This window comes from Bradyrhizobium sp. 1200_D9_N1_1, assembly GCF_052075915.1.
GTDB lineage: Bacteria > Pseudomonadota > Alphaproteobacteria > Rhizobiales > Xanthobacteraceae > Bradyrhizobium > Bradyrhizobium diazoefficiens.
Map to the genome: position 1 here is coordinate 7446344 of NZ_CP197226.1, position 26334 is coordinate 7472677.

At 63.7% G+C, this 26334-nt stretch carries 26 protein-coding genes; 8 read left to right on the forward strand and 18 right to left on the reverse strand.

The window, feature by feature from the left end; translation table 11 throughout:
• The first annotated feature begins 12 nt into the window (after nucleotides 1–12).
• Together AB5K84_RS35515 and AB5K84_RS35520 are read left to right on the forward strand one after the other, a co-directional pair.
• On the forward strand, nucleotides 13–2223 hold the full coding sequence (locus AB5K84_RS35515; protein WP_028174309.1) for a GNVR domain-containing protein: 2211 nt from the start codon (nucleotides 13–15) through the stop codon (nucleotides 2221–2223).
• Nucleotides 2207–3007 (forward strand): hypothetical protein, encoded by an 801-nt coding sequence (locus AB5K84_RS35520; RefSeq protein ID WP_011085148.1) that lies wholly within the window; start codon nucleotides 2207–2209, stop codon nucleotides 3005–3007. The genes AB5K84_RS35515 and AB5K84_RS35520 overlap by 17 nt, the downstream gene beginning before the upstream one ends.
• 66 nt (nucleotides 3008–3073) lie before the next feature.
• On the opposite strand, the gene AB5K84_RS35525 is transcribed toward AB5K84_RS35520, so the two are convergent.
• The 3 genes from AB5K84_RS35525 to AB5K84_RS35535 all read right to left on the reverse strand — a co-directional run bounded on the left by AB5K84_RS35525 (nucleotide 3074) and on the right by AB5K84_RS35535 (nucleotide 6927).
• Nucleotides 3074–4234: an acyltransferase family protein gene (locus AB5K84_RS35525; protein WP_038966607.1), complete on the reverse strand. Its 1161-nt coding sequence runs from the start codon at nucleotides 4232–4234 to the stop codon at nucleotides 3074–3076.
• 33 nt (nucleotides 4235–4267) lie between these two features.
• Nucleotides 4268–5332 carry a glycosyl hydrolase 53 family protein gene (locus AB5K84_RS35530; RefSeq protein ID WP_236842193.1) on the reverse strand — a complete coding sequence of 355 codons (1065 nt, stop codon included), beginning with the start codon at nucleotides 5330–5332 and terminating at the stop codon, nucleotides 4268–4270.
• Nucleotides 5333–5502: 170 nt separating this feature from the next.
• Nucleotides 5503–6927: an undecaprenyl-phosphate glucose phosphotransferase gene (locus AB5K84_RS35535; protein ID WP_011085145.1), complete on the reverse strand. Its 1425-nt coding sequence runs from the start codon at nucleotides 6925–6927 to the stop codon at nucleotides 5503–5505.
• 345 nt (nucleotides 6928–7272) lie between these two features.
• Here AB5K84_RS35535 and AB5K84_RS35540 point away from each other — a divergent pair, with 345 nt between their 5' ends.
• Nucleotides 7273–7551 carry a hypothetical protein gene (locus tag AB5K84_RS35540; RefSeq protein ID WP_236842192.1) on the forward strand — a complete coding sequence of 93 codons (279 nt, stop codon included), beginning with the start codon at nucleotides 7273–7275 and terminating at the stop codon, nucleotides 7549–7551.
• A 149-nt stretch (nucleotides 7552–7700) separates the two neighbouring features.
• On the forward strand, nucleotides 7701–8435 hold the full coding sequence (locus tag AB5K84_RS35545) for a metallophosphoesterase family protein (protein ID WP_011085143.1): 735 nt from the start codon (nucleotides 7701–7703) through the stop codon (nucleotides 8433–8435).
• A 24-nt stretch (nucleotides 8436–8459) separates the two neighbouring features.
• On the opposite strand, the gene AB5K84_RS35550 is transcribed toward AB5K84_RS35545, so the two are convergent.
• The 3 genes from AB5K84_RS35550 to AB5K84_RS35560 all read right to left on the reverse strand — a co-directional run bounded on the left by AB5K84_RS35550 (nucleotide 8460) and on the right by AB5K84_RS35560 (nucleotide 9646).
• Nucleotides 8460–8882 (reverse strand): hypothetical protein, encoded by a 423-nt coding sequence (locus tag AB5K84_RS35550; RefSeq protein ID WP_028174305.1) that lies wholly within the window; start codon nucleotides 8880–8882, stop codon nucleotides 8460–8462.
• Between the two features lie 51 nt (nucleotides 8883–8933).
• Nucleotides 8934–9236 carry a hypothetical protein gene (locus AB5K84_RS35555; RefSeq protein ID WP_028174304.1) on the reverse strand — a complete coding sequence of 101 codons (303 nt, stop codon included), beginning with the start codon at nucleotides 9234–9236 and terminating at the stop codon, nucleotides 8934–8936.
• Nucleotides 9237–9442: 206 nt separating this feature from the next.
• Nucleotides 9443–9646 carry a hypothetical protein gene (locus tag AB5K84_RS35560; RefSeq protein WP_038966605.1) on the reverse strand — a complete coding sequence of 68 codons (204 nt, stop codon included), beginning with the start codon at nucleotides 9644–9646 and terminating at the stop codon, nucleotides 9443–9445.
• A 724-nt stretch (nucleotides 9647–10370) separates the two neighbouring features.
• On the opposite strand from AB5K84_RS35560, the gene AB5K84_RS35565 reads away from it, so the two are divergent.
• Both AB5K84_RS35565 and AB5K84_RS35570 read left to right on the forward strand, forming a co-directional pair.
• Entirely contained in the window at nucleotides 10371–10556 is a 186-nt protein-coding gene (locus AB5K84_RS35565; RefSeq protein WP_133415004.1) for a hypothetical protein, read from the forward strand.
• 939 nt (nucleotides 10557–11495) lie between these two features.
• On the forward strand, nucleotides 11496–11861 hold the full coding sequence (locus AB5K84_RS35570; protein ID WP_011085140.1) for a VanZ family protein: 366 nt from the start codon (nucleotides 11496–11498) through the stop codon (nucleotides 11859–11861).
• 22 nt (nucleotides 11862–11883) lie between these two features.
• Here AB5K84_RS35570 and AB5K84_RS35575 read toward each other — a convergent pair whose 3' ends face one another.
• The 12 genes from AB5K84_RS35575 to AB5K84_RS35630 all read right to left on the reverse strand — a co-directional run bounded on the left by AB5K84_RS35575 (nucleotide 11884) and on the right by AB5K84_RS35630 (nucleotide 24061).
• Nucleotides 11884–12168 carry a hypothetical protein gene (locus tag AB5K84_RS35575; RefSeq protein WP_028174300.1) on the reverse strand — a complete coding sequence of 95 codons (285 nt, stop codon included), beginning with the start codon at nucleotides 12166–12168 and terminating at the stop codon, nucleotides 11884–11886.
• A gap of 109 nt (nucleotides 12169–12277) precedes the next feature.
• Complete coding sequence (locus AB5K84_RS35580; RefSeq protein ID WP_011085138.1) at nucleotides 12278–12736, reverse strand: hypothetical protein; 459 nt, start codon at nucleotides 12734–12736, stop codon at nucleotides 12278–12280.
• Between the two features lie 149 nt (nucleotides 12737–12885).
• The gene (locus tag AB5K84_RS35585) at nucleotides 12886–14613 is read right to left on the reverse strand and encodes a chemotaxis protein (RefSeq protein ID WP_011085137.1); all 1728 of its coding nucleotides are present in this window, start codon (nucleotides 14611–14613) and stop codon (nucleotides 12886–12888) included.
• Nucleotides 14614–14618: 5 nt separating this feature from the next.
• A complete protein-coding gene (locus AB5K84_RS35590; RefSeq protein ID WP_011085136.1) occupies nucleotides 14619–15710 on the reverse strand; it encodes a protein-glutamate methylesterase/protein-glutamine glutaminase in 1092 nt (363 codons plus the stop codon).
• Between the two features lie 16 nt (nucleotides 15711–15726).
• A complete protein-coding gene (locus tag AB5K84_RS35595; protein WP_011085135.1) occupies nucleotides 15727–16581 on the reverse strand; it encodes a CheR family methyltransferase in 855 nt (284 codons plus the stop codon).
• A 125-nt stretch (nucleotides 16582–16706) separates the two neighbouring features.
• Nucleotides 16707–18512 carry a methyl-accepting chemotaxis protein gene (locus AB5K84_RS35600; RefSeq protein WP_011085134.1) on the reverse strand — a complete coding sequence of 602 codons (1806 nt, stop codon included), beginning with the start codon at nucleotides 18510–18512 and terminating at the stop codon, nucleotides 16707–16709.
• Between the two features lie 60 nt (nucleotides 18513–18572).
• Nucleotides 18573–19049, reverse strand: a complete 477-nt coding sequence (locus tag AB5K84_RS35605) for a chemotaxis protein CheW (RefSeq protein WP_028174296.1) — start codon at nucleotides 19047–19049, stop codon at nucleotides 18573–18575.
• 57 nt (nucleotides 19050–19106) lie between these two features.
• Nucleotides 19107–20804: a methyl-accepting chemotaxis protein gene (locus tag AB5K84_RS35610; RefSeq protein ID WP_011085132.1), complete on the reverse strand. Its 1698-nt coding sequence runs from the start codon at nucleotides 20802–20804 to the stop codon at nucleotides 19107–19109.
• 41 nt (nucleotides 20805–20845) lie between these two features.
• Nucleotides 20846–21307: a chemotaxis protein CheW gene (locus tag AB5K84_RS35615; RefSeq protein ID WP_162185819.1), complete on the reverse strand. Its 462-nt coding sequence runs from the start codon at nucleotides 21305–21307 to the stop codon at nucleotides 20846–20848.
• Entirely contained in the window at nucleotides 21307–23376 is a 2070-nt protein-coding gene (locus tag AB5K84_RS35620; RefSeq protein ID WP_038966601.1) for a chemotaxis protein CheA, read from the reverse strand. The genes AB5K84_RS35615 and AB5K84_RS35620 overlap by 1 nt, the downstream gene beginning before the upstream one ends.
• Complete coding sequence (locus AB5K84_RS35625) at nucleotides 23373–23738, reverse strand: response regulator (protein WP_008142319.1); 366 nt, start codon at nucleotides 23736–23738, stop codon at nucleotides 23373–23375. Before AB5K84_RS35625 ends, AB5K84_RS35620 begins: the two co-directional genes overlap by 4 nt.
• Nucleotides 23738–24061, reverse strand: a complete 324-nt coding sequence (locus AB5K84_RS35630) for an STAS domain-containing protein (RefSeq protein ID WP_038966600.1) — start codon at nucleotides 24059–24061, stop codon at nucleotides 23738–23740. Before AB5K84_RS35630 ends, AB5K84_RS35625 begins: the two co-directional genes overlap by 1 nt.
• A 266-nt stretch (nucleotides 24062–24327) precedes the next feature.
• Between AB5K84_RS35630 and AB5K84_RS35635 the strand changes: the two genes are divergently transcribed.
• Together AB5K84_RS35635 and AB5K84_RS35640 are read left to right on the forward strand one after the other, a co-directional pair.
• On the forward strand, nucleotides 24328–25467 hold the full coding sequence (locus AB5K84_RS35635) for an HD domain-containing phosphohydrolase (RefSeq protein ID WP_011085128.1): 1140 nt from the start codon (nucleotides 24328–24330) through the stop codon (nucleotides 25465–25467).
• 186 nt (nucleotides 25468–25653) lie between these two features.
• Complete coding sequence (locus AB5K84_RS35640) at nucleotides 25654–26322, forward strand: hypothetical protein (RefSeq protein WP_038966599.1); 669 nt, start codon at nucleotides 25654–25656, stop codon at nucleotides 26320–26322.
• Nucleotides 26323–26334 lie beyond the last annotated feature (12 nt).

Genomic DNA, 26334 nt, shown 5'->3' on the forward strand with positions numbered 1-26334 from the left:
AGATTCCCAGAGATGTTTCAGCCACGAGACCAGTTTCCGCAACGTCCGAGATATGCCATCGAGGTCGGTGGCACGACGCTTAGCGCCGAGCGCGCTCTGGACATCGTACGTCGCCAATGGCCGCTGATCGTCGCCATCGTGGCCGGTACGCTCGCGCTCGTTCTCGTCTACCTGATCGTTGCGACGCCGATGTACACGGCAAATGCGCGCATTCTGATGGATACGCGTCAGACCCAGGTGCTGGACAAGGACAGCGGAACCGCCAACGCGCTGATCGACCCGGGCTTCGTCGACAGCCAGGTCGAGATTCTCCAGTCCGACGACCTGCTCCTGTCGATCGTCCGGCGCCTGAAGCTCACCGAGGATTCGGAGTTCAACGGTTCAGACCCAGGATTGATTCCGCTGGTCATCGGCAAGGTCATCGCGATGTTCGGATCGGATGGCCCTCCGAGCAAGGAGCGCGTCGAGCGTGGCGCGGTCGAGCTGCTTCAGAAGAATCTCAAGGTCGAGCGCGTGCTGACGACCTATGTCCTTTCGATGAACTTCCGCTCGATCGATCCGAACAAGGCGGCGCAGATCGCGAACGCCATCGCGGACGCGTACATCGTGGGCGCGCTGGAAGCGAAATATCAGTCGACCAAGCGCGCCGGCGAATGGCTCCAGCAACGCAGCGCCGAGCTGCGTGAGCAAGCGACAGCGAGCGACCGCGCCGTGCAAACGTTCAAGGCGCAGAACAACATCGTCGGCACCAGCCGGGGCCTGATGAGCGAGCAGCAGCTCGCCGACGTCAACTCTCAGCTCATCGCCGCGCATGCGGCAACCGCGGAGGCCAAGGCCCGTCTCGACCGGATCGAGGCATTGCTGGACAAGGACCTGGTCCAGCCGACGGTGACGGACGCCCTCAACAACACCGTGATCACCCGCCTGCGCGCCCAGTATCTCGACCTTGCGGCCCAATATGCCGATTGGTCGACCCGCTACGGCAAGACCCACCAGGCGGCCGTCAACCTGTCCAACCGCATGGACGAGCTGCGCAAGGCCATCGCGGACGAAGTGCGCCGTATCGCGGACGCGTATCGCAGCGAGTACGAGATCGCCAAGAGCCGCGAGACGGCGCTCGAGGACAACCTCAAGAATCTCGTGTCCCAGGCCGGCAGCACCAGCCAGGCGCAGGTTAAGCTGCGCGATCTCGAGAGCGCGGCGGACACCTATCGCAACCTCTACAACAACTTCCTCGAGAAGCTTCAGAACGCGACGCAGAACCAGAGCTTCCCGATCAGCGAAGCGCGCATCATCAGCACGGCGGTCAAGCCCGACAAGAAGAGCTCGCCCAAGACGCTGCTGGCGCTGGCCGGCGGCCTGCTCGGCGGCCTCTGTTTCGGCTTCGGCGCCGCCTTCACGAAGGAGCTGATGAGCGACGTACTGCGGTCTCCGAACGACGTCGAGGACCAGCTCGGGGTGAAATGCCTCGGCGTCCTTCCCGACATTCGCCCGGCGAGAGCCTCGGCGGATCATCCGGAAGCAAACATATCGAGCTACGTCGTCGAGCATCCGTTCTCGCGGTTTGCGGAGACGCTGCGGAACATCAAGGTGTCGATCGACGTCGCGCGCCTCTCGCGCGAGGTCAAGGTGATCGGCATCCTGTCGTCCCTGCCGAAGGAAGGAAAAACCACGGTCGCCGCCAATTTCGGTCATCTGACCGCGTTGACCGGCCACCGCACACTGCTGATCGACGGCGACCTTCACACTCGCTCGCTGACGCGGGCGCTGGCTCCACATTCCAAGACCGGTCTGGTCGAAGCCCTCAAGGATCCGCACTCGTTCGGCTATCACATCCAGCGCAGCAAGGAGAGCGGGCTTGACTTCCTGCCCTCCGTCGTCGCCTCGCGCATGGTGAACTCGGCGGACGTCATTGCCTCGAAGTCGATGGCCGACCTGCTCGCGGTGGTTCGCGAGGAGTATGAGTACATCGTCATCGATCTGGCGCCGGTGATGCCGGTGGCCGACGCCAAGGCCGTCAGCCACCTCGTCGATGCGATGGTTTACGTGATCGAGTGGGGTCGCACGAGCCGCAATGCGCTCCAGGAATCGATGGCCAGCTCCGAGGGCATCCAGAAGAAGCTCCTGGGCGCCGTGCTCAATCGCGCCAATCCGAAGATGCTGAAGCGGATCGAGGCGTACAAGGGCTCGCACTACAACAGCTATTATGTCGAGGGCGCCTAGCACCGAGCCGCCGGCACAGCAGCCGGCGGGATCCGCGTTTCGCTGGCTTCTGCGCGGCTCGACCATCGCTCTCGCCGCTGTCGCGCTGCTCTGGGTCGCATCGGTTGTCCCGGATGTGACCAATCCCGCGGTCCCGCAGATCGCCGGCCGCGTGGCGCGCGGCGAACGCTATGAAACCGATCGCTTGAGGCGGATCGTGGGGGACAATCTGCCGTCCGCCCGCCGGCTATGCAGCGCCAAGACGCTGCGCGAACTCCTGCTGCTCCAGCTCGCAATCGCCGACGACTCGACCCGCGCAGGCGATCTGAAGCAGATCGACATCGACGCAGACGCCGTCGCGTCCACGAGCCTCGCGTTGCTGACGTGCGCACCGACGGAAGGACTGGGCTGGTTCGGCCGCTACTGGGCCGAAATCCGCCAGGTCGGCTTCGGGCCGCGAACAGCGGAGTTGCTGGATCTTTCCTATCGCTTCGCGCCGCACGAGGCCTGGCTCCAGCTCATCCGCGCACCGTTGGCTCTTCGCGTCTTCAACGCGGTCTCGCCGGAGCTCAAGGACTACGCCACACAGGACTTCGCCGACATCTTCCAGGCCCGCCTGTTCCCCAGCGCCGCCACGCTCTATCAGGCGGCGGGCATGGAGGCGCGCGTCGCGCTGCTCGAACGCACTTGCGCGGCGCCGGAAGCCGATCGGGACCTGTTCTCGCATTTCGTCGCGGAGAAAGGCCTGCGGGTCCGCCATCGCTGCTATCCAACCGACGGCGACGGCGTTCGTACGAGCCGTTGAGGTTGGCAGGGGCCCTCGGCGTGTGCGCCGATGTCCGCGACATTCGGCGCCACGCAAACACCTCGCCTATTTGAGTTCGGTTCGCGGCACGCCCTGGGAAGGGCTGTCGGGCAGGTATTGCAGGAAGAACTTGGTCAGCCCGCGGCGGCTGCGCAGGATCGGCGACTCGAAGTACTTCCAGGACACATGCGCGACCGCGTAGGAGATCACGAAGCCGATGGCTGCGCCCGCGCTGATCTTCACGCTGTTGGGCACCGACATCCCGCCATAGAGCGTGAGCGCCTTGCCGAGCGGGTTCGGGATGAAGTTATGCACGAGATAGAAGCCGTAGCTGATCTTCCCGAGATGCTCGAGCGGCTTCCACTCCAGTGCGTGAACAACGACACTTTCCTGGTTGGCGCGAACCCACCACACCAGGGCGACTAGGCAAAGCCCGATCGCAGTGTCGATCACCGGGAAAAGATACGAAGGCGCGTCGTAAATCACGCCGTTCGAGCACAACGCGAACGCCAAAATGAGGAGAAACGCGAACGTGCCGTTTCCGTTCGGAGCCCATCCTTGCCTGTGCAGATGCAGGATCGTGATCGCGCCACCGAACGCGATCAGGCTGAAATTCCAGGGCGACAAGGTGTGGATGGCGGTGTGATTGAAGCCCGACGAATACATCAGGAAATGGCCGACCAGCCCGAGCGCGACGACGCACATGCAGGTGACGAAATGGCGCTCCAGGGGAAGCAGGATGAACAGGAAGGGCGCGACCACGTAAAACTGCTGCTCGACCGAGAGCGTCCAGAGCACGCCGAAGGGACCTGCGGTCCCGCCGATGACGCTGCCGATCCAGTAGTTGGACAGGTACACGACGTGATAGCGGAAGCCGAGGTCGGGCCCCGCGTGCTGAAAATACGCCCGGGTCAGGAACAGGATGGCGAGAAGCGCATAATATGCAGGAAAGATGCGCGTCGCGCGCTTCACCCAGAAGGTGACGATTTCCGCGGCGGGCCGGGACGCGGCCGTCTCGGCCTTGCTGCGCTGCCTGTTGAGCTCGCCGATGATGAGGAACCCGCTCAGGATGAAGAAGATCCAGACGCCGACGCTGCCTGAGTAGAACTGCAGTCCGCACTTGTGATTGAGATAGACCAGAACGACCGAAAGACCGCGCAGTCCGTTGAAGCCTAGAATACTGCCCGACTTTTCGGCGTTGGGGCGGTCGGATCCAAGTAGGGACATTGCTGGTTCTTCTCTTTGCACGGAGACCGAGAGCTACAGTCCCCTGGTTCTCAACTCTGTCAATTCTTCAGCCGACAGACGGCCGCCCGCAAACTCCGAGAGCAGAAAGAGCGCGACCTTGGGCCTGTCGATCTCGTACATCAGCCCAAACCTGTTCTCCGGAGGCTTCTTCTGCGGCTCGTCGAACAGCTCGTAGACCATGACGCTTTCGATCTCGACGTCTTTCTGGTTCTTCAGATATTGGAAGGTGTCCCGCAACGTCCGCAGGCATTGCTCCGTCAGAGCATCGCCAGGCTGGTTTCCATAGGCCGGCTTGTAGATCTCGCCGCAATTGACCTCGTTGAATGTCACCGGGCGGCGATAGGACGCGAGCTTCTTGAACAGGTCGAAGGGCAAATTTCGTCCATTCCAATGCCGATGCGGATTCTGCCCCGCCACCTCGTAATAGTGGTAGGAGATCACGTCGTATTTCACGCCCCTGGACTCCATGAAGTCCAGGAAGCCCAGCATCGTCGAGGTCGTGTTCAACACCTTGCGCAGATGGCTTCCGGTCTCGCGATTGATCTGGTCGATGGCATCGGAGGCGCCGTGCAACACCTGGGCCCAGTCCTCCATCACCGGCATTTCGAAGTCAGCCGCCGTCATCCCGCGCCCGAACAACTTCTTCCCGTCGGAATCGAGAGCGAGCAGGTTGATCTCGTTCTCCAGCTCCCAGTCGAGGACATCTGCGCTGAACTGCCGGACAAACGCGTAGGTCCGATCGTAGCCCTGCCTGTAGAGGGCTTCCCCATCTCCCTTCGGATAGCGCCCTCTGTCTGTGCGGTCGCCATAGCGGAAGGGGAAGTTGATGAGAGGATGAAGCGTGATCGAATATCTTTTGGCCAGCGCGACGGTTTTCCGGAACATCGGCGCTTCGACCGGCTCGGCATCCTGCGTGAGATTGAGGCCAGTCCTGTATTGCGTCAGCCCTCGCGCCTTCATCAGCTGAAAGATCGGCTCGAGATCCCTGCGCTTCTGCGGCGGTCCGCCGACGCCCCATTCCAATGCGAGCGCATCGGCGCAGGACGCGACAACCGCGACGGCGAGCAGCAACAGCATGAGGGCTGACCTGACAAGGCGATGGCTCAATCTGCAAGGCTCCGCGTTTCGGTGGCTCCAATGGCCGATGGGGGGCGATAGATCGCGTGCTGCAAGATGCAGGCCGTCTCCGCCTCGCACGGACGTGATCGGCATCCAGCGCGACGAATGCGCGCCAGATTCAGTCCGGCTCAGTAGGCTTCCTGATGAATCAGCGCCAGCGCGGTCTTCAGGATGATCCTGATGTCGAGCCAGATGCTCCAGTTGCTGACGTACCAGACGTCATACTCAACCCGCTTTTCCATCAGATCGATGGTCGGCGTCTCGCCACGGAAGCCGTTGACTTGGGCCCATCCGGTCAGGCCCGGCTTCATGTGATGCCGGTACACGTAATTGCTGATGAGCTGGTCGTAGTAATTGTCATGCGCAAGCGCGTGCGGGCGCGGCCCGACCAGCGACATCTCGCCGCGAAGAACGTTCCAGAGCTGCGGCAGCTCGTCGATGCTGGTCCGACGCAGCACGCGGCCGACACGGGTGACACGCGCGTCGCTCTTCGTCGCCTGCGTGACGACATGACCGTTCTCCGCCACCGTCATGGAACGGAACTTCCAGATCTCGAACTGCTTGCCGTTGAAGCCGCGCCGGGACTGCTTGAAGATCACGTTGCCCCTGGAATCGAGCTTGATCATGATCGCGGCCGTCACCAGCAGCGGCGCCAGCAGCAGCAGGGCGAACGAGGCAAGGCCGATATCGAGGCAGCGCTTCTGCGCCTGCTCGAACACGCTGAGCGGCGCACGCTGGATCTCAATCGCGACTGTGCCGCTGACCGGCTGGAACGGACGCGACACCAGATCCGCGATCGGAAAATCCGGCAGGAGACGAATCGGCTGGGGAACGACGCGCAGATGCTGGCTCAGCTTCTGGAGAAGCGGCATCTCGTCCCAGTCGATGACCAGGAGATATTCTTCCACGTCCGCCGTCCGGCCCTGACGAATGATGTCGCGAATCTCGCTATCCCAGCCTGCGCCCTCTTCGGACGGCTCGAGCACGAAATGCCGCACGACGTTGAAGCCATGCTTGCGCAGATCCTTGAAGCGGGTCGAGGTGAAATCGAGCGGCTTGAGGCTGAGCAGCACGACCTTGCGATCGACCAGACGGCCCTTGGCATAGCTCGAGGTCAGGGCCAGGCGCCACAACACGCGGAGCCCGCCCAAGGCAACGCCGCCGGTCGCAGCGAACAGCAGCGTAGTTCCGCGCGACAGATCCGCGGACGATTTGAGCAGGAACGCCTCGACCGCGAGGATGGTCAACGAGATCAGCCAGACCGCCAGGGCCTTGCGCAGCTGCCAGACCGTGCTCAACAGGCGGTGATGATCGTAGACGCCCTGGAAATAGGCGATGGTCACGAACACCGCGCCGACGACGAGACCGGCTCCGACGGACGAATCCTGCTCGACGACAAGCACGCGATACAAACCGCTCGCGACGAAATAGCTGAGCAGCACGGCGAGGAAGTCGCCGGCGATCAAAGCCACCTGGAGGGGTCTCTGGAGGGCACCGCGTCGGTTCGATATAGCCGAATAATAGTTTTCCGAACCGTAAGTTGCTACAGCCATCCGAACCTCGCTGCCTCGTCACGCACCCGCAATCACGATTGCGAGCAAATCGATCGAAATTTTTCGACGTGCGCCGAAGTATATCTTAACTAAACAAAGCGACATTGCGGCAGTGCACCGAAAAAATCAAATCGATTTTTCTGCAACGCAGTATCGCATCGAGAGAATGCTCAAACTGCTGTCACACACGTGACAATTATGCGGGCAATGCGCCGCGATTTCTGTCAAATCGCGTCATTTTCGCGCAGCGCGTCGCGCGCATTTGAACGACTGTTCAACCATGCCGCTTAAGTCGTTATTAGCCCGCGGCCATTAACACTCGTGACCAATTCGAGGAGTTGTGTCGTGAGTACCGTCGTCGTCTTCAGCCTGCTGATCGGATCGTTGCTGGGAGGCCGATTCCGAGTCTTCATCCTGCCGCCTGCCATCATTCTCGGTGCAGCGATCCTCGGCGCGGGCGCGGTCTGGCAGGGACATGATTCGGGTCACACCGTTGTTACGATTCTCGTCTTTGCGGCGGTGCTCCAGTTTGGCTATTTCTGCGGCGCGGCTCTGGTCCGCGTGCGAGCGTCAGTCTATCGCGGCAAGGCCGCGCCATCGTTCGACAGCCGGAGCTTCGGCTAGTCGGCCTGGAAGCAGCAAGGATCGGCGGTTCGCAGAGCTCTGATGAGCCTTCAGCATCAGAAGGCGGGAAAAAAGCGGCTCTTGGCACCCCGATTCCGTCGATAGCATATTGACATCCCGGGCGAAGCTCTCTGAAAGAGTTGGGCCCCATGCCCACGACAGCGCCCCGAAATTCGCCCCGGCCGAAGCTACCGAACGGCGTGCGCATCTATGCGCTCAGCGACATCCACGGCTGCGCGCACCTGCTCGAACAGATGTTTGCCGTCATCGATGCGGACATGGCGAACAGCCGGCCCTATCGCGCGATCGAGGTCTTCCTCGGCGACTACATCGATCGCGGACCGGACTCGCGCCACACCCTCGACCTCCTGATCAGGCGCAGCCGCCGCCGCAACACGGTCTTCCTCAAGGGCAATCACGAGGCCTATTTCACCTCGGTGCTGGAGGACCCCTCGCGCGCCACCGAATGGTTTCAGTTCGGCGGGCTCCAGACCCTGATGTCGTATGGCGTGTCGGCCGCGCCGGGCCTCAGCAAGGACGAACAGTCCGATCTCGTGCGCGAACTCACATCCGCGATGCCGCCGGAGCACATCGCGTTCCTGCGCCAGCTGCGGCCGACATTCACATGCGGCGACTTCTTCTTCGTCCATGCCGGAGTGCGCCCGGGCATTCCGCTCTCCGAACAGCGCGAATCCGACCTGTTGTGGATCAGGGACGAATTCCTCCAGAGCAAGAGGCGTTTCGGCAAGTATGTCGTGCACGGCCACACGCCGGTGCGGCAGGCCGAGCTGCTGGAGAACCGCGCCAACATCGATACCGGGGCGTACGCCACCGGAAATCTGACGCTGCTGTCCATCCAGGGCAACAGCATGCTCGCGATCTAGCCGCCCGCGCTCGCGCGCCACACTCTAATTGGTGGAGCTTGCCGGAGGCCGATATTCCGGAAAGCGGCTCAGCATCGCCGCCTTCAGGAACTTGAAATGCGCGATCGAGGCACCGAGCTCCTTGAGCCGGCGCTGGCCGTTCAGGATCTCCTTGTCGAACAGATCCTGGTGGTGATTGTCGAGCGCCTCGCGCTCGAGATATTCGTCATCGCCGTTGCCGAAGGTCACGGCCGCACGCGCCAGCACGTCTTCCACCCGGCGATTGAGGCCCGATTGCTCCCGCTCCGCCGCATGGAGCGCGTCCTCGATCGCGATCATGATGGCTTCGATCCGCGTGCGATCGGTTTCGGCGTCGCGCTCGGGCGAGCGCGCACGGAACGTCTGCTCTCCCCCGAAACGGTCCTTCAGGAAGTTATGGGTGCGGGCCCGCAAGAAGAGCTGAAACATGCGTGCACTTTCCGGTTCGAGGCGCCAGACCAGAAAATGGGTCCGGGATGGTTAATAAAGATTGAAGCCTTCGCGCCGTTCGGTGCGGCTTTGCGCCATCCAGGCCCTCCAGGCGCCCTCGTGCTTCTCGTAGAGCTCGAGCCGGCGCCGCTCACCGGCATCCGGCCACACGTCACGGCCGCCGGACGCGACCTGCACCCGGCCCGGCGCCTGGCCACTGTCGAGCCGCTCGAACTCGAACGTCTCCTCGGGCGTCAGCCCAATCAGGACACGCCGGCCCCCCGCATCGACGAAATAGCGCCGCGGCGCCGTGTTCGTCGAACTGGTGATGGCGTCTACCCGCGTTCCCGTCATGATCCACTCCCCTGCATCCACGCCCCTGCCTACAACCGTGCCACGCCGGTTGCAAATCATCGGAATACACGTCCGCGCCATCGCCAACACGATGCGCCAGTGTCATCTTCGAGTTGTGTCGAGATCATGATGAGCGCCGCTGATTTTCTTGCCACGCCCGAGATTTTTTGGGCAGCACCGTGCTTGCGAAGTGGTCCGCCGCGCGCTCAGCCGAAGAACCAGAGGAACAACCGCACCAGCAACAGCGTGATGAAGTACACCCAGCCCGCCATCGCAATCAGCGCAACGCTGAAAAATGCGCCTTCGAATGCCCACTCTCTGATCTTCGTGAGGGGAAGTGCCGCTCGCGCTCTCTGAAGCATCTCGGTCTTCTGATTGTTTGATTTGTTCTTCGCCGTTCGCGCGAACATAGCCGAACGAATTCGACGATCTCGTGACGAGTCGTCTGAGCGAAGCGCAATGCTGCTTGTCGGGATTTGCTTGCACCTTGCGCGTCGTCGCGATTGGATCGCTTCTCGTTCGGAGCGGTTGCGATCGACACCGCGCGGTGATTCAATTCAAATTGATTCCGCGCGACGCAGCCGCCGCGACGACGATTCTGCAATCGCGCGCAGGTGATCGCGGCAAGATCAAGTGATCGCTGCAAGATGATGTCTCCGGGTATGGCGCCCGTCAGTCGAGGATGCGGCGACCCAGCTCCGCACAACGGGTACGCGACGAGGCCGGCTTCGTGGCGGATCGGTTCGGCCACGATCTCCGCGACGCCGTGGATTCCGGCAAGGCCGGACGCGAGCCCGGCCGGCGTCCCCGCGAGGCTTCGAAAGCGGGCTTGGCGAAGGCCGTCCGCGGGCTCCGCGACAGCCGGACATGATGACAGAACATCCTCGATCGCGGCTGTCGGAGCGCGCGGATCGACCGCGGTTCACAAAAACACCGTGGTACTACGGAGCGCCGCGCGCCGATTTCATCGCGGTAAGGTTGAGCGGTTAGCTTAATCCGCGTTGTTTGTTGCGAATGCCGAGGGATCGCATATCCATCTTCACACCGGGCTGCCCCAAGCCCGGCCCCACCCAAGCAAAGCCGTCGAGCGAACATGGGTCCGCTTGGCGGCTTTGTCGTTGTGTCGACGAGAGGATGAATTCGGTTATGGCGCGCAGGCCCTGGTCGTTCAAGGAAGACCGCCGGCTGATGGAGTTGGCCAAGTCTTCGACTTCGCTGGAAGAGGCGGCAAAGCTTCTCGGTCGCTCGCCCGATGCGATCAAGCGCATGGCCTTGCGTCTCGGCCTGTCGCTCAAATCCAAGGGCAGCAAGAAGACCTAGCGTCCGTCGCGCCGGCCGTGCGCGACAGTTCACGGACGTGCGCGCCTGCCCGATCGACCGGTGAGCGGAAAGCCGCCAATCGACGCAGCCCGAACGCCTTCAGCGCACTCGATCTCTCCGCGCCTGGATGTTAAGCTGCCCGGCGATGAAGATTGATCATCGACGGGCTTCGATGTCCGCCCGATCGTTTGTTGGAGGAATGGATCATGTTGTCCCGCGCACTGGCTGTAGCTTTGCTCCTGGCTCTGCCCTCGATGGCGTCGGCGCAAGTCCCCGTGCGGTTCGGATTTCCGAATGGCGCGCCATGGTGTGCCTTTGGCTTCGATTGCAGATTTCTGAATTACCGCGAGTGCGCGGACTGGATCTATGATCCTGCGCGAAACTGCCTCAAGAATCCGTACTTCGCAGCCCACTACCCGACCGATGTCGACAAGGGCTGGTCCTACAATCGGCGCTGAACGTCGCCCTCCTGCCGACGACTTCGTCATGCGGTCAGGCGCGCGGCTTCGTGCCTGACCCGGCTGGCCCGGCTCGTCAATGACGAGAATTTGGGCAGGGACGATCGGCTGCCCCTCCGCAAAGCCGGAACTCTCGACCGCGCCCCGCATTGTTCCCGAAAGGAATGCGGGAGGCGGCGCCATGGCAAGCTCTTTCCTGATCGTGATGTCGATCTGGCTTGGCATCAACATCCTGTTCGTGGCCGTGAGATTGTGGGTCACAAGACCGGGGAGCCGGCGAGTTGATGACGCCCCCAGCCAATTCAGCATGAAATCGCGACTGCATCGCCACGCTTGACGTCGTCAGATGCGCAACCGCCGAAATGGGCCGTCTCTGCCGTTCGCTCGTGAACCTCGGTTCATGCCCGCGAAGGTCTATGAACCTTAACGATGTTCCTGGCTTTCGAAAGCGACCAGCGGGCCGACCGGTTATGTTGGCGCCATGCGCCGCAACCATCTCATCGCAGCCGCCGGAATCTGCCTCGCGCTCATCATCTATGCCACGCTGGCCAAGCTCGCGGGCAGGCCGGCGCTCATGGGCCATGCGGAGGCCTACTCGGTCGTCGTCATCGAGCGCTTCAGCGCCTACGGCCTGTTGGGCTTCCTGCTGTCGTTCCTGCTGCCGGGGCGCGTCAAACTGGCTTGCGCGTTCGTAGTGGCCGTTGCAGTCGGTCTCGAGGTTTTGCAGGCGGTGACGCCGGATCGTGATCCGCGGCTCATCGATGTGCTGCAAAAGGCCGCCGGCGGCACCGTCGGCGTCCTTCTGGCCCAAACCATCCTGGCTTTCCTGCCAAGGCCGCCGTCTTAGCGCGGCCGAGGGCGCGGCGGACCTACGCCACTCCGCGCCTGAGGCTTTCCTGCTGGGTCGCGAGAACTCCCGACATCTGCCGATGGGTTTCACGCAACGCCGCGATCGCATCATCGAGACCGAATTCGGCTTCGCGAATGGTCTCGAAGAACCGGGCCATCAAGGCGAGGTTCAGCTTGACGCGGGTGTTACCGTCGCGACTCTTGCGGCGATCGAGCGACAGATGCTGCGCCTGAAGCCGGGCTTCGGCAGCACTACAGCCGTTGAGCGTCGCGAGTTCGTCATATGTCATCCAGATTTGAGGCATGTCCCTGTCCGTCTTTTGTTATGGACCTCAACCTAGATTTCACCTCTAAAGGCACGGTTGCCGCAATGCGGTGACGAAGGGTTTTCGCGACAACAGCGTCAATGCAAAGCTAAGACGCGGGATCCTTTGCTGTATCCTTGGGCGACGCAAATGGATGGCGCGGCCGGGAGCGGCTGTCGAGATTCTTGGGCAATTTGTCGGCATTGAGCTTCACGACCGCGCATCGAGCGTCGGCGGCAGGCGCATCTTCCTGGCTGTAGATCAGCGTCGCCTCGAATTTGACGTCGGGTGCTTCCTTGGCCGTGCCCGAGCAGGTCGCGACCAGGCCATTGCACACACCCGCAAGATCGACCTCGACCTCGTCCGGCCCGAACACGCTCGGCGGACCATCGGTGTGCCGGTTCACGGTCAAGACGGCCGAGAAGTGCTTCTCATTGACACGATAAGAGCCACCATAGGTGAAGAAGCTGTCGCTACCCGAGATCCGGCCCTCGATCAGATCCACGACGCCGGTGCCCTGGCCGCGCGGCGTCCTGAACCAGGCAGCGTATTTGCCGTCTCTCAACATACGAATTTCTCGGCGTGAAAATTGACGGGTATTTGCAACCAACTCTGGGGCGCGACAATGACCAAACCGCCAGCGCTTTCGGCAGGGTTAACGCCCCGAAAACCCGATCCATCGAATTGCCGCCGGCGCGCGACGCGACGGCACCGACGTCAAAACAATTCTATGCCGTCGTCGGCGGTCTCGACCGCCTCGACGCGCCGCGTGGCGGCGACCGACGCAAGCCCGAGCGTTTGCAGGAACTCCCGGTGGACGTCCCGCTCGCGCTCCATCGTGTAGCGCGCGAAGAGATCGTCGAGCATGGCCTCGTCCTGCGCACCCGGTTGCGGCCGCCGGGCGACCGCACTCGCAGTCTCGAGGCGCGCGGCCACCGCAGGCAAAGTCGCGGAGCTTTCGCCGAGCTTGCTCATCAGGCCTTGCGCCGAATTCATCAGGCTCTCGAATTCCGCTCCCTCGTCGACGAGCCGGCTCATCAGCTTGTCGAGCCGTTCGTTGCCGGCCTCGACCTCGCGCAGCGCCTGGAGGATCTGCGGCTCGAGGTTGGCAAGCTGCGTGGGATCGCCCTGCACGCGAAGCTCCTTCAGTGCCTTGGCCGAGCGCTCGATACCGTCGAGCACGGGCCGGAGGCGCCCCGCCCCCGCCGAAACCTGGTCCGCAGTCGCCTTGAGCTCGTTGGCGATCACGACGAAGGCGCTGCCGCGGCTGCCGAGATGGCTTGCCTTGAGACCGGCATTCATCCCGATCAGGGTGATGTCGACGGTCGCATCGGCGAGCCCGGCGATCGCCTGGCGAAATTTCGCCAGCGTATCCTCGACAATGGCCAGCGCGTCATCGACCGCACGGCCGGCGCCCTCGCAGGTGGCGATCAGGGTCGAGGCATGCGCCAATATCTGCTTGATGCGCGTCAGGAACGACGACGAGCCGCCATCCTCACCGCCGAACAGGGTGCGGCCGTGGCCTACGACGCTGGCCGCATCATTCAAGATAGCCGCCAGCGCGCGAACGATCTGGCCGATGTCGCCACCGAACTCGCGCTGGGCGTCCCTCAGCTGGGCGGCCTGCAACAGGCAGATGGCGCGCGCGCCGTCATCGCTCGTGACGGGTTCGGGAACGAGGCTTGGTGAAGGTCCTGACGCAAGACCGAGACCGTGACAGACATGCTCGAGACGCTGGCGCGTACTGTCGCCGGCCTGCAAGGAAATGATCGCGCTGCCGACCGCCTCGGCGATCTTCCTGGTGCTGGCGCTGGCGAGATCGGCGACATGGCTGCTCTTGCTGCGCTGGTCGCGCAATCCGCCATAGGCCTCGCCGAGCTCGGCGCTCTCCGAGACCAGCTGGTTCCCGTAACGGCTCTCGAACTCCTTCTGCCGGCCGGAGGCGGTGGCAACGGCTTCCGACAGACGTTGCTGGTCCCGTGCGCAGCCCTCGATCGAGCGCTGCACGGCCTTGCCGAGATCGTAGGCTTCCTGCGTAAAGGCGAGAAAGCCTTCACGGTCGCCATCGAGCGAAGCCGCCTCGATCCGCGCGCTGCGCGCGATGATGGTGATCATTCCGATGTGCTTGAACAGCGGTTTGAGCAGCGAGGACGCCTCCTCCGTACTCTTGCCGATCGTCGCAAGCAGTGCGCTCTCGGCCGGCAGCGTCTGCGCCAGCTCGCTGAGCCGCGCGGCGATCTCCTGCAGCGCGGTCGCGGCGCCCTCGATCTCGGCGCCGGAGAGCTCCTCGGAGAGCGTGGCGAGGCCCTGGTTCAGCTCCTTGAAGATGATGTGGCCGCGACCGAGCTCCCGACCGACGCGCGCAAAGACATCCTCGATGCGCGACGAGACATCCTCGATCGCCGCGGTCGCTTCAGTGAGCGTGGTGGCCGGAATGGCGGACATTGCAATCAACCTGCCACCGCGACGTGCCCGGCCTGATACCAGAGCATGATCTCGCGCGGAATATGGTGCAGCGGCACGACCTTCTCGACCCCGCCATGGGCGATGGCTTCCTTGGGCATGCCGAACACCACGCAGCTGTCTTCATCCTGTGCTCGCGTCGAGGCGCCGAGCTTGCGCATCTCCAGCATTCCGCGCGCGCCATCGTCGCCCATGCCGGTCATGATGACGCCGAGCGCGTTGGCGCCGGCGTGCTGGGCCGCCGAGCGGAACAGCACGTCGACTGAGGGGCGATGCCGCGACACCGGCGGACCGTCCTTGATCGCAATCTGGTAGCGCAGCCCGATACGCTGAAGCAGCATGTGACGGGCGCCCGGGGCAATATAGGCGCTGCCCGGCAGCACCGGCTCGCCGTCCTCGGCCTCCTTGACCCGGATCTGGCAGACGCTGTCGAGACGTCTTGCAAACGCCGCGGTGAACCCCGCCGGCATGTGCTGAACGATGAGAAGCGGAGGGCAGTGCGGCGGCAGCATCTCGAGGACGTCGTTGAGCGCTTCGGTGCCGCCCGTCGATGCGCCGATGCACACGATGCGCTCCGTCGTCGGCCGGACCTTGCCCTGCACCGGCGGCGGGATGATGGCGTCGGCCGTCAGCTTCTTCTCGACCACCCGGCGCTCCGCACGCGGGCGCACGCGGGCGCGCGCCGCCGACTTGACGGCCTCGCGCAGCCGCGTGGAGCATTCGAGCAGCGCCTGCCGCGTGTCGATCTTCGGCTTCGGCACGATGTCGACCGCGCCCGCCTCGAACGCTTCGAACATCACGTTCGAGCCTTCTTCGGTCAGCGAGGAGCAGATGATCACCGGGATCGGACGTTGCGCCATGATCTTGCGCAGGAACGTCATGCCGTCCATGCGCGGCATCTCGATGTCGAGGATCATGACGTCGGGGATCTCGTTCTGGAGGCGGCGCGCGGCTGCGAACGGGTCGGACGCGGTCCCCATCACCTCGATGTCCGGATCGTCATTGAGGATCGTCTGAAGGATTTGGCGCACCGACGCCGAATCGTCCACGATCAGCACGCGAACTTTCTCCCTCGGCATTCTGGTTGCGCTCCGGCTAGACCTTGAAAATGGTTGGCTGAACTTGCTTCAAACCCGGCACCGCACTGTGAATCATCGATTCCGAATGTCCGACCAGCAGATAGCCGCCGGGCCGCAAATGGCTGCACAATTGCTCGATCACCTTGCGCTGCGTCTCGCGCTCGAAATAAATCAGGACGTTGCGGCAAAAGATGATGTCGACGTCGCGGTCGACGGGATAGGACGCATCCATGAGGTTCATCCGCATGAAATGCGTCATGCGCCGCAATTCCGGCACCACCCGCACCTCGCCGCGCGACTTGTCCCGCGACGACAGGAAGTATCGCTTCACGAAGGGCTCCGGCACCGGCGCGAGAACGTCGCGGGTGTAGATCGCGGTCTTGGCAAGGCGCAGCACCGCGGTCGAGATGTCGGTCCCGAGGATGCGGTACTGAAACCGCGAGCCGTTCCGCGTCATGTCGTCCAGCACCATCGCGGTCGTGTAGGCTTCCATGCCGGTGGAGCTCGCCGAGCTCCAGATCTTCAGGTTCGCGTTCTTCCGTCCATGCAATTTGAGCAGGGCCGGGATTGCGACGTCCCGCATGAAAGTGAAGTGCTGGGGCTCGCGGAAGAAGTCGGTCTTGTTGGTCGTCACCACATCGATCAAATGGGTGAGCTCGGTGTCGAAATGCTCCGCCCCGAACAGGTTGTCGACATATTCGTTGAGGTCGGAGAAGTTCAGCGCGCGCACGCGCTTGTGCAGCCGCCCCTCCAGCATCAGCCGCTTGCCTTGCGGCAGCTTGATGCCGACCTGGCCCTCGATCAATTCGGCAATGGTCCGGAAGTGGCGGTCCGACAGATGCACGGCCATGTCCTGCACGGCGGGCATCATGGTCGCCGGCCCCGGTCCGAGATGGCCGCCTGCACTGAATGTCGGGCCACCCGGGCCATCTTGAATCCTACACGTTTACGCAATCACAGATCGGCCCCCGGTGGGGGCCGATCCCTCAGAGAGCCTTAGCGCTGGAAATCGGCGTCCCGATCGTCCTCGCCGTCGTTCATGTCGAAGGCGAAGCCACCGCCGCCCGCAACCTTCATGGCACGCGCGGGCTTGGCCGGCGGCTTCCTGGCCGGGCGCTCGACGGCCGCCATGGTGGCCGCCTTGGCGCGCAACTGATTGACCGCCCGGTCGATCGGTGCGGCCGCGCGGCCCTTTCCACCCTGCTCGATGCGGAAATAAGCGATAGTGGACTGGAGCTGCTCGGCCTGCGAGGCGAGCTCCTCCGAGGTCGAGGACACCTGCTCGGAAGCGCTGGCGTTCTGCTGGCCGACCTTGTCGAGCTGCTGGATCGCCTGGTTGATCTGGGCCGAACCGACGTCCTGCTCGCGGCAGGCAGCGGTGATCTCCTCGACCAGCTCGGCGGTCTTCTTGATATCAGGAACGAGCTTGGCAAGCATATTGCCGGCTTCCTGGGCGACCTTGACTGTTTCAGTCGAGAGCGTGCCGATCTCTGCCGCCGCAGCCTGGCTGCGCTCGGCAAGCTTGCGCACTTCGGAAGCGACGACTGCAAAGCCCTTGCCGTGCTCGCCGGCGCGCGCGGCTTCGACCGCCGCGTTCAGCGCGAGCAGGTCGGTCTGGCGCGCGATCTCCTGCACGATGGTAATCTTCTCGGCGATGGTCTGCATCGCGTTGACGGCGCGTCCGACGGCTGCGCCGCTGGCCTCCGCGTCCTTGGCCGACTGCGCGGCGATCTTCTCGGTCTGGTTGGCGTTGTCGGCGTTCTGCTTCACGTTCGAGGCCATCTCCTCCATCGAGGACGAGGCTTCCTCGGCTGACGAGGCCTGCTCGGTCGCGCCCTGCGAAAGCTGCTCGGCGCTCGCGGAAAGCTCCTGGCTGCCGGCAGAGACGTTCTGCGCCGCCGTCAGAGCTTCCGACACGATCTGGCGGAGCTTTTCCACCATGCGCTCGAGGGCAAGGCCCAGCGTGTCCTTGTCCGACTGCGGCTTGGCCTCAACCATGAGATTGCCCTGCGCAATCTCGTTGGCGACGGCCGCAGTGGCGTTCAGGTTCACGGTCATCGCATTCAGCGATTTGATGAGATCGCCGATCTCGTCATTGCTGGACGACTCGATCTTACGGCTGAGATCGCCGATCGCCACCGCGTCGGCGAGGCCGACGGCCTGTGCCAGCGCGCGGCTGATGTTGAGGGCGATCCAGGTGGCGGCAACAGCGGCGATCAGGAGCGAGGCAATGACCAGACTCATCAGCAGCATTTCGGCGCGGGCGCCGTCCTGCTTGGACTGCTCGGCCTGCTCCGCCATGTTCTTCTTGACGTTCTTGATGTAGCCGTCGGCTGCTTCCAGCGCGTCCGCGACCACCTTGCGGCCGTCATGCATGGAACGGTCCAGGGCCTTCGGCTTGTCGGACTTCGCGAGCCTGACCGTCTCATCCTGATAGGCGCTCAGCTTGGCAAACGCCGTGGAGAAGCTCTCCATCAGTTTCTTGCCGCCTTCGCTGGCGGCGGCGTGGATCTCGTCCTTGGACTTGACGAGCGCTTCGCGATTCTTGGCGAGGTCGGCTACGAACTGATCGTATTCAGCATCGGTCGCCGCGAGGATCGAGTTCTTTTCGGCGCGCACCAGAAACAGGATGCCTTCCTTGAGTTCCGCGGCCTTTTCCATGCGGCCCGCGCGGCTAACCAGAGTCTCGGTGGTGCCGACCATGTCCGACAGCTTCACATAGCCGACCGCGCCGGCGATCATGGAGAGCAGGATGACGACGCCGAAGGCGCTGGCAAGCTTGGCTTTGACGGTAAATCTCATGTCAATCTCGTTGGTTCGAATTGGGGGGCATACGCTTGACCATGCTTAACTCTTGCAAACTCAGGCGGCGCGGGGCGCATCGCGCCCTTCCGGGATCTCGTCATGCGCCATCAGCTTGGCGAGATCGAAGATCACGACGAATTTCTCGCCCTTGCGGCCGATGCCGGCGGCGTAGTCGGATTGCCATTTGCCACCGACCTCGGGGATGGGCTCGATCGCCTGCTCGTCGATGTCGGTGACCTCGAACACGCAATCAGCGACGAAGCCGACACCGACCAGACGGTCCTTCATCGGCACGTCGAGGATGATGATGCGGGTCGCCTCGGTCGTCGCCACGCTCGGCAGGCCGAGCTTGGTCCGGAGGTCCACGATTGGATAGCCGCTGCCGCGCACGTCGATCATGCCGAGCAGGAAGTTCGGCGCATGCGGCAGCCGCGAGATCGGCCGCATGTCGAGGATTTCGCGGACGTTGCGGATGCTGATGCCGAACGTCTCGCCGGCGAGTCCGAGCGTCAGATATTGCGAGGTTGCGGCCATGCTGCAGTCCCGGGGTTTGCGAATGAGCACGATCCGGCACGAGGCCGGACCGCCTGATCAGCGTTGGAATTCGGCGTCGCGGTCGTCTTCGCCGTCGTGCATGTCGAACGCGAAGCCGCCACTGCCGGCGACCTTCATCGCACGTGCGGGTTTGCGGACAGGCGCGGGCTTCTTCACGCCGCGATCCGCCGCAGCCATGTGCGCCGCCTTGGCGCGGAGCTGGGTAACGGCACGATCGATCGGTGCCGGCGCCGCGCTCTCGCCGCGGCCGGCATGGTCGATGCGGAAGAACGAGATTGTGGACTGGAGCTGCTCGGCCTGCGAAGCGAGCTCCTCCGAGGTCGAGGAGACCTGCTCGGAGGCGCTGGCGTTCTGCTGGCCGACCTTGTCGAGCTGCTGGATCGCCTGGTTGATCTGGGCCGAACCGACGTCCTGTTCGCGGCAAGCGGCGGTGATCTCCTGGACCAGCTCAGCCGTCTTCTTGATGTCGGGCACGAGCTTGGACAGCATGTCGCCGGCCTCCCGGGCGACCTTCACCGTCTCCGTGGACAGCGTGCCGATTTCGGCCGCGGCCGCCTGACTGCGCTCGGCGAGCTTGCGGACCTCGGAAGCGACCACCGCAAAGCCCTTGCCGTGTTCGCCGGCCCGCGCGGCCTCGACCGCGGCGTTGAGCGCCAGCAGATCGGTCTGCCGTGCGATCTCCTGCACGATGGTGATCTTCTCGGCGATCGTCTGCATCGCGTTAACCGCACGACCGACGGCCGCGCCGCTGGATTCCGCATCCTTGGCGGACTGCGCGGCAATCTTCTCGGTCTGGTTGGCGTTGTCGGCGTTCTGCTTCACGTTCGAGGCCATCTCCTCCATCGAGGAAGAAGCTTCCTCGGCGGACGAGGCCTGCTCGGTCGCGCCCTGCGAGAGCTGCTCGGCGCTGGCGGAGAGCTCTTGGCTGCCGGCCGAGACGTTCTGCGCGGCGGTCAACGCCTCCGCGACGATCTGCCGGAGCTTCTCGACCATCACGTTCAGGGACCTGACGAGGTCGCCAATCTCATCGTTGCTGGCGGACGGGATGGTCTGGCTGAGATCGCCCTCCGCAACCGCGCCGGCAAGGCCAACGGCGCGGCCCAGCGAACGGCTGATCGAGATGGAAATCCAGAGCGCAGCCCCGATCGCAATCGCCAGCGAGATGCCGAGCAGCGTCATCAGCACGAACTGCGCCTGGTGGCCTTCCTCCTTGGATTGGACCGCCTGCTCCGCCATCTGCTTTTTCGTGTTGCCGACATAGGCGCTCATGGCTTCCATCGCGTCCGCGACGACCTTGCGACCGTCGCCCATGGAGCGTTCGGTCGCCTTTGCCTTGTCGGTCTTGGCCAGTCTGAACGTCTCTTCCTGATACACATTCATCTTGGCGTATGTCACAGCGAAGCTGTCGAGCAGCTTCCTGCCGGCTTCGCTCGCCAACGCGTAGACCTCGTCCTTGGTCTTCAGCGCCTGGTCACGAATCTTGGCGGCATCGGCGGCAAACTGTTCGGCCTGGGCTTCCGCTCCGAGAATTGAATTCTTCTCCGCCCGCAGCTGAAGCAGGATATCCTTTTCGATTTGCGTCGCCTTCTCCATCCGGGTCGCGCGCAGGACCATGCTGTCAGCAGTGGCCATCATGTCGCCGAGCTTCATGTACGCGACACCGCCGGCGACCATGGACAGGACAATGACCAGGCCGAATGCGCTGGCCAGCTTCGCTTTGACCGTAAATCTCATTTCCAGCCCCTAAACCTCAAGTCCCACCCCTGGGACTCATTTCAATTCAGAATGCGTTCCATGTTGGGAACGATGACGAACTCTTCACGCCATTTGGCGATGAAGCGAATGAACTCCGGCTTCCAGTGCATGCCGACGCGCGGCGTCTGCTGCACGTCGGTCTGCGAGATCTCCGTGACCTCATAGACCTTGTCGGCGGTGACGCCGACCAGGACGGGCTCGCCGTCGAGCTCCAGCTCGATGACGACGATGCGCGTGTCGGCCGAGTTGTCGAGCTGCGGCATACCGAAGCGGATGCGCAGGTCCGCGAGCGGAATGACGTTGCCGCGTACGTTGATCACGCTGGGAACGAAAGCCCGTGCGCCGGCGACCTTGGTCACCGGCACGGGATCGATGATCTCGCGCACGAGGCCCGCGTCGAGCGCGAACTTCTCCTCGCCGAGGCCGATCATCACGACCTGCATCGCGTCGGCCTGATGCTCGCCGGCCAAAGTCTCGTTCATCACGCCGCCTCGCTGATGTGCTGCTTCTCGACCTTCGACTGCGCCAGCGCGACGAGCTGCGCGACGTCGAGGATCAGCGCCGCCGTGCCGTCACCCAGGATGGTCGCGCCCGAGAAGATCGTGACATCCGAATGCAGCTTGGAGAGCGACTTGATCACGGTCTGGTGGTTGCCGATGATCTGGTCGGCGACGAGACCGACGCGGCTTTCACCGGTCGAGATGATGATCGTCTTCTGGTGCCGGTCGGGCACCCCCGACGACGACATGATCTCGCGCAGGCGCAGGAACGGAACGAGGTTGCCGCGGACGTTGAGGAAATTGCGGCCGCGCGAACGCTCGTCCTCGGCCGTCAGCTCGACGCATTCCTCCACCGCCGACAGCGGAATGATGTAGCGGCCTTCGCCGACGCGGATCAGGAGGCCTTCGATGATCGCGAGCGTCAAGGGCAGGCGCAGCGTCACGGTGGTGCCCTGGCCCGGCTTGGTCGACAGGTCGATGGTGCCGCGCATGTTCTCGATGGTGCGCTTGACCACGTCCATGCCGACGCCGCGTCCGGACAGCGCCGAGATGGTCTGCGCGGTCGAGAAGCCCGGGTGGAACAGGAACTGGTGGATCTCGTGATCGGTCACCACGGCGCCGGCTGCAATCAGGCCCTGCTCTTCCGCCTTGGCACGGATGCGCGCGGTGTTGAGGCCGCCGCCATTGTCCTTCACGGTGACGAGCACCTGCGCGCCGGAATGAACGGCGGCGAGCTCGATCCGGCCCTGCTCGGTCTTGCCGTTGGCGGCGCGCGTTGCGGTGTCTTCGATGCCGTGGTCGATGGCGTTGCGGATCAGGTGCACCAGCGGATCGGCCAGGCACTCGATCATGGTCTTGTCGAGTTCGGTGTCCTCGCCCGTGGTGACGAATTCGACCGGCTTCGACAGATCGCGCGACAGATCGTGGATCAGGCGGCGGAAGCGGCCGAACAGCGAGCCGATCGGCACCATGCGCGCGCCCATCGTGGTGTCGCGCAAGGAAGACGCGAGGCGCTCGATCTCCTCGGCGATCATCTTGATCGAGAGGTCGGAGCCGGACGATGCGAGCTGGGTCAGCCGCGCCTGGGCGATGACGAGCTCGCCGACCCGGTCCATCAGTTCGTCGAGGCGCTCGGCCTGGACGCGGACGGTGGCGATGCCGCGATCGTCGCGCTTGGCCTCGGCCTTCGGCTCCGGCTTCGGTTCAGATTTGGGCTCCGCCTTTGCGGCGGGCTGCGCGGCGATCGGCGCGGCAGCAGCCTCGACCACCGGCGCAGGCATCTCGGCCTCAGGCGCCGGCTCCTCGTCGATGAGCTGGAATAGCGGCATCGGCGCGGGCGCTTCGACATGCTCCAAGGGCGAGAGGGTCAGCTTCATCTCGTCCTGGACGAACATGAAGACGTCGTCGATCGCGTCCTTGTCGCAGGCCGCGTGCAGCTTGACGTCCCACTTCAGATAGCAATCCTCCGGCTCCATTTCGTCGAGGAACGGGATGCCGTCGGTAACAGGCACGACGAAGCAGGGGCCGAGCTTGCAGAGGTCTTCCAGGAGGTCGAGCGGGTTCGAGCCGTTGCGCAGGATGTGGGATTCGAATTCCAGATACAGGTGCCAGCCGGCCTGCTTGCTCTCGACCGGCGCCGCCGCCTCCGCGATCCCGGCGACCGGCACAACAGGCTGGTCGGACGAGACAAAGCGCTTGAGGTCGTCGAGGATGCCTTCGCCGATGACGTCATCGGTCGACTGGGGATCCTCGATCAGGGCGCGGATATAGTCCTTGGCGGCGAGCGCGACCGAGATCAGTTCCTGCGTCGGCTTGATCTCGCCCTTGCGGACGCGATCGAACGCGGTCTCGAATTCGTGGGTGAAGGAGGCGACCTTGTCGAAGCCGAACATGGCGCCCGAGCCCTTGATCGTATGCAGGGCGCGGAAGGCGGAATCGACGAGTTCGCGGTCATCGGGACGCAGGCCGAGATCGAGCAGGGCTCCTTCAAGAACTTCGAAGAGCTCACTGGCTTCCTGACGAAAGACCTCGGTCGGGTCCATTGCACTCATGCGCGCACCAGCTTGCCGACGACGGCGAGCAACTGCTCCGGCTTGAAGGGCTTGGTGATCCAGCCCGTGGCGCCGGCGCTCTTGGCCTCCTGCTTCACCGTGTCGTTGGATTCGGTGGTCAGGAACACGATCGGCATGCCGACCGCGCTCGGCAGCTTGCGCAGCGCCCGGATCAGCTCCAGCCCGTTCATGACCGGCATATTGAGGTCGGTGATCACGAGGTCGAGCTTGCCGGCCTGGGCCTTGGCGAGCCCTTGCGCACCGTCACCGGCCTCGATCACGTTATGACCGGCCGGCTCGAGCACGACCTTGATCATTTGCCGAATGCTGGGGGAATCGTCGACGGTCAGAATCGTGGCCATCAGGTGCCATCTTTCTTTTGCGGGAAGTGCTGTTCGATCATCGCCTCGCTGGCGAAGCCGGCGCGGCGAAGGGTGTTGCGCAGAGATTGGGAGAATGCGGTGAGCACCACCGGGCGGCCCTGGGCCTCGCCCGTCTTGGCGGTCGACAGCAGAAGCTGGATCGAGGTCACGTCGGCCTTGTCGACGCGCGAACAATCGATCTCGAGCCGCTGCTCGCGGCCGAACGCCTCGCGAATGAGGTCATAGACGCTGCGAATGGCCGCGATGCTGCAATCGGCGGGTAACCGCAACGACCACTTCGGCTCCGTCGGATTGAGCGCCATCGCTGCCCCCGCCCTTGCAAAATTCCGATACACGTTTGACGCGAATCAAGTGAGCAAACCCCTAACGGAGAGGTCCGTACAACTACGGGTCACATTCCCGAGGACTTCGCGCAATTGCATGCAACGGTGCATAGCCTGCTGAAATCGCATGCGAGGCGCGCATATCGCAGCGCGTGCGCACGCACGGCGCATTTGCTTCGCGTTAAATTCGCTCGGGTTATGCAGTCGGTTCGTGCCCTTGCCAGCGAAGAGAGCCCCGGCCGCCGATGCTGACCCAAGCGCTTCTGGTTGACGACAGCCGTTCCGTCCTCAACTTCCTGAAACGTCACATCGAGGCCGAAGGTCTGGTCGAAGCCACCACCTTCCTCGATCCCGTGCAGGCACTGGCCTGCGCACGGGAGCGCGTCTTCGACCTCGTGCTGGTCGACTACGAGATGCCGCACATGGACGGCATCAGCTTCATCCGCACGCTCCGCACCCTTCCCGGCTGCGTCGACATCCCTATCGCGATGATCACGTCGCGGCAGACCGATGACGTGAAGATGGAAGCGCTGCAGGCCGGTGCAACCGATTTCCTGCCCAAGCAGCCGCAGAGCGTCGAGATGACGGTGCGTCTACGGAATTTGATTCAGCTTGGTGCAGCCGTACGCAAGCTCAACGATCGCGCCGCGCATCTGGCCAGTGAAGTCGCGGCCGCGATACGCAAGCTCGGCGAGCGCGAGGAAGAGATCATCCTGCGGCTCGCGCTCGCGGTCGAATACCGCGACAACGACACCGGCGAGCACACCCTGCGGGTCGCCCGCTACAGCCGCATCATCGCCGAGCAGCTTGGCCTGCCGGCCCGGCTCTGCCGCGACATCTATCTCGCCGCGCCGCTGCACGACGTCGGCAAGGTCGCCATTCCCGACAATATCCTGCTCAAGCCCGGCCGGCTGACCGACGAGGAGATGGCGGTGATCCGCACCCACGCCACGATCGGCGAACGGATCCTGGCGGACTCCAGTTGCGAGCTGATCCAGCTCGGTGCGCAAATTGCCGCAGGCCACCACGAGCGCTGGGACGGCGCAGGCTATCCGAACGGCCTCAAGACGGACGAGATCCCGGTGGCCGCTCGCGTGGTCGCTGTCGCCGACGTGTTCGACGCGCTGACGACGCGGCGGCCATATAAAGAGCCGATGCCGCTCGGGGCGGCACGCAACTACCTGGTCGAGAACCAGGGACGGCAGTTCGACCCGGCCTGCGTCGAGGCTTTTCTGTCGCGCTGGAACGAAGTCATGGAGATCGCTGCCGGGCAGCAGGCGACGCCATTTCAGAAGACGGAGGCGACGCTCGCCCCAGTCATGGAGAGAGCCGTCGAGGGCCGGCCGGCCGAAGACCGTTCGCCGCAGGCCGTTCCGGCCGCCTGAGATCGCATATCCCGGCAACAGCTTGCCGCGGCTCTGTTTTCTCCGGTCGCCGGTTTGAACCTGTTCCTGATACAGTGCACCAATGTCTAAGAGTGATTCCGGTCACACTTGCCTGGGCGCTCCTCTGCTAAGCATCGAACCAGGACGGGACCGGTAGAGCATCGGTAGAATTGAATGAGAATCCCCATGAGAAGCCTGATCGGCGCCGTTGTCGGCGCGCTCTGTGTGGCGACCCCCGCCCTGGCGGAGACCCCGGCCGCGATCGTCGAGGACGTCCAGGGCAAGGTCGACGGCATCGCGTTCATGGACTATGTGGCGCCGGGCAAGATCATCAAGCTCGGCCCGAAGGCCAGCGTCACGCTCAGCTATCTCAAATCCTGCCTGCGCGAGACGATCAGCGAAGGCGTCGTGCTGGTCGGCGCCGAGCAGAGCACCGTACAGCTCGGCGAGGTCAAGCGGGACAAGGTGCCCTGCGACACCAACGCGGCGAAGCTGTCCGAGCGAGAGGCCAACCAGAGCGCCGCGACCACCTTCCGCACCATGCGCTCGGACGCCAAGGGCGCGCCGGCCAAGCTGCCGACGATCTACGGCGTCGCACCGCTGGTGCAGGCCAAGAGCGGCAGCACGCTGGTGATCGAGCGCACCGACGGCAAGGAACCCACGATCACCGTGCCGCTCAAAAGCGAAGCCATGATCGGCGGCAAGTTCTATGATTTTGCCAAGGCCGGGAAGTCGCTGACCCCCGGCGGCAGCTATCTCGCCATTCTCGGCGCCAAGCGCTATGCCTTCCAGGTCGACGCCGGCGCCACCTCATCACCGACGCCGATCGTCGGCCGCCTGCTGCGGCTCGAATAGGCGGCTTGCGAC

Coding starts and splice junctions, on each gene's coding strand:
- AB5K84_RS35515 (WP_028174309.1), top strand. CDS start 13: ATGTTTCAGCCACGAGACCAGTTTCCGCAACGTCCGAGATATGCCATC.
- AB5K84_RS35520 (WP_011085148.1), top strand. CDS start 2,207: ATGTCGAGGGCGCCTAGCACCGAGCCGCCGGCACAGCAGCCGGCGGGA.
- AB5K84_RS35525 (WP_038966607.1), bottom strand. CDS start 4,234: ATGTCCCTACTTGGATCCGACCGCCCCAACGCCGAAAAGTCGGGCAGT.
- AB5K84_RS35530 (WP_236842193.1), bottom strand. CDS start 5,332: ATGCTGTTGCTGCTCGCCGTCGCGGTTGTCGCGTCCTGCGCCGATGCG.
- AB5K84_RS35535 (WP_011085145.1), bottom strand. CDS start 6,927: ATGGCTGTAGCAACTTACGGTTCGGAAAACTATTATTCGGCTATATCG.
- AB5K84_RS35545 (WP_011085143.1), top strand. CDS start 7,701: ATGCCCACGACAGCGCCCCGAAATTCGCCCCGGCCGAAGCTACCGAAC.
- AB5K84_RS35550 (WP_028174305.1), bottom strand. CDS start 8,882: ATGTTTCAGCTCTTCTTGCGGGCCCGCACCCATAACTTCCTGAAGGAC.
- AB5K84_RS35555 (WP_028174304.1), bottom strand. CDS start 9,236: ATGACGGGAACGCGGGTAGACGCCATCACCAGTTCGACGAACACGGCG.
- AB5K84_RS35560 (WP_038966605.1), bottom strand. CDS start 9,646: ATGTTCGCGCGAACGGCGAAGAACAAATCAAACAATCAGAAGACCGAG.
- AB5K84_RS35565 (WP_133415004.1), top strand. CDS start 10,371: ATGAATTCGGTTATGGCGCGCAGGCCCTGGTCGTTCAAGGAAGACCGC.
- AB5K84_RS35570 (WP_011085140.1), top strand. CDS start 11,496: ATGCGCCGCAACCATCTCATCGCAGCCGCCGGAATCTGCCTCGCGCTC.
- AB5K84_RS35575 (WP_028174300.1), bottom strand. CDS start 12,168: ATGCCTCAAATCTGGATGACATATGACGAACTCGCGACGCTCAACGGC.
- AB5K84_RS35580 (WP_011085138.1), bottom strand. CDS start 12,736: ATGTTGAGAGACGGCAAATACGCTGCCTGGTTCAGGACGCCGCGCGGC.
- AB5K84_RS35585 (WP_011085137.1), bottom strand. CDS start 14,613: ATGTCCGCCATTCCGGCCACCACGCTCACTGAAGCGACCGCGGCGATC.
- AB5K84_RS35590 (WP_011085136.1), bottom strand. CDS start 15,710: ATGCCGAGGGAGAAAGTTCGCGTGCTGATCGTGGACGATTCGGCGTCG.
- AB5K84_RS35595 (WP_011085135.1), bottom strand. CDS start 16,581: ATGATGCCCGCCGTGCAGGACATGGCCGTGCATCTGTCGGACCGCCAC.
- AB5K84_RS35600 (WP_011085134.1), bottom strand. CDS start 18,512: ATGAGATTTACCGTCAAAGCCAAGCTTGCCAGCGCCTTCGGCGTCGTC.
- AB5K84_RS35605 (WP_028174296.1), bottom strand. CDS start 19,049: ATGGCCGCAACCTCGCAATATCTGACGCTCGGACTCGCCGGCGAGACG.
- AB5K84_RS35610 (WP_011085132.1), bottom strand. CDS start 20,804: ATGAGATTTACGGTCAAAGCGAAGCTGGCCAGCGCATTCGGCCTGGTC.
- AB5K84_RS35615 (WP_162185819.1), bottom strand. CDS start 21,307: ATGAACGAGACTTTGGCCGGCGAGCATCAGGCCGACGCGATGCAGGTC.
- AB5K84_RS35620 (WP_038966601.1), bottom strand. CDS start 23,376: ATGAGTGCAATGGACCCGACCGAGGTCTTTCGTCAGGAAGCCAGTGAG.
- AB5K84_RS35625 (WP_008142319.1), bottom strand. CDS start 23,738: ATGGCCACGATTCTGACCGTCGACGATTCCCCCAGCATTCGGCAAATG.
- AB5K84_RS35630 (WP_038966600.1), bottom strand. CDS start 24,061: ATGGCGCTCAATCCGACGGAGCCGAAGTGGTCGTTGCGGTTACCCGCC.
- AB5K84_RS35635 (WP_011085128.1), top strand. CDS start 24,328: ATGCTGACCCAAGCGCTTCTGGTTGACGACAGCCGTTCCGTCCTCAAC.
- AB5K84_RS35640 (WP_038966599.1), top strand. CDS start 25,654: ATGAGAAGCCTGATCGGCGCCGTTGTCGGCGCGCTCTGTGTGGCGACC.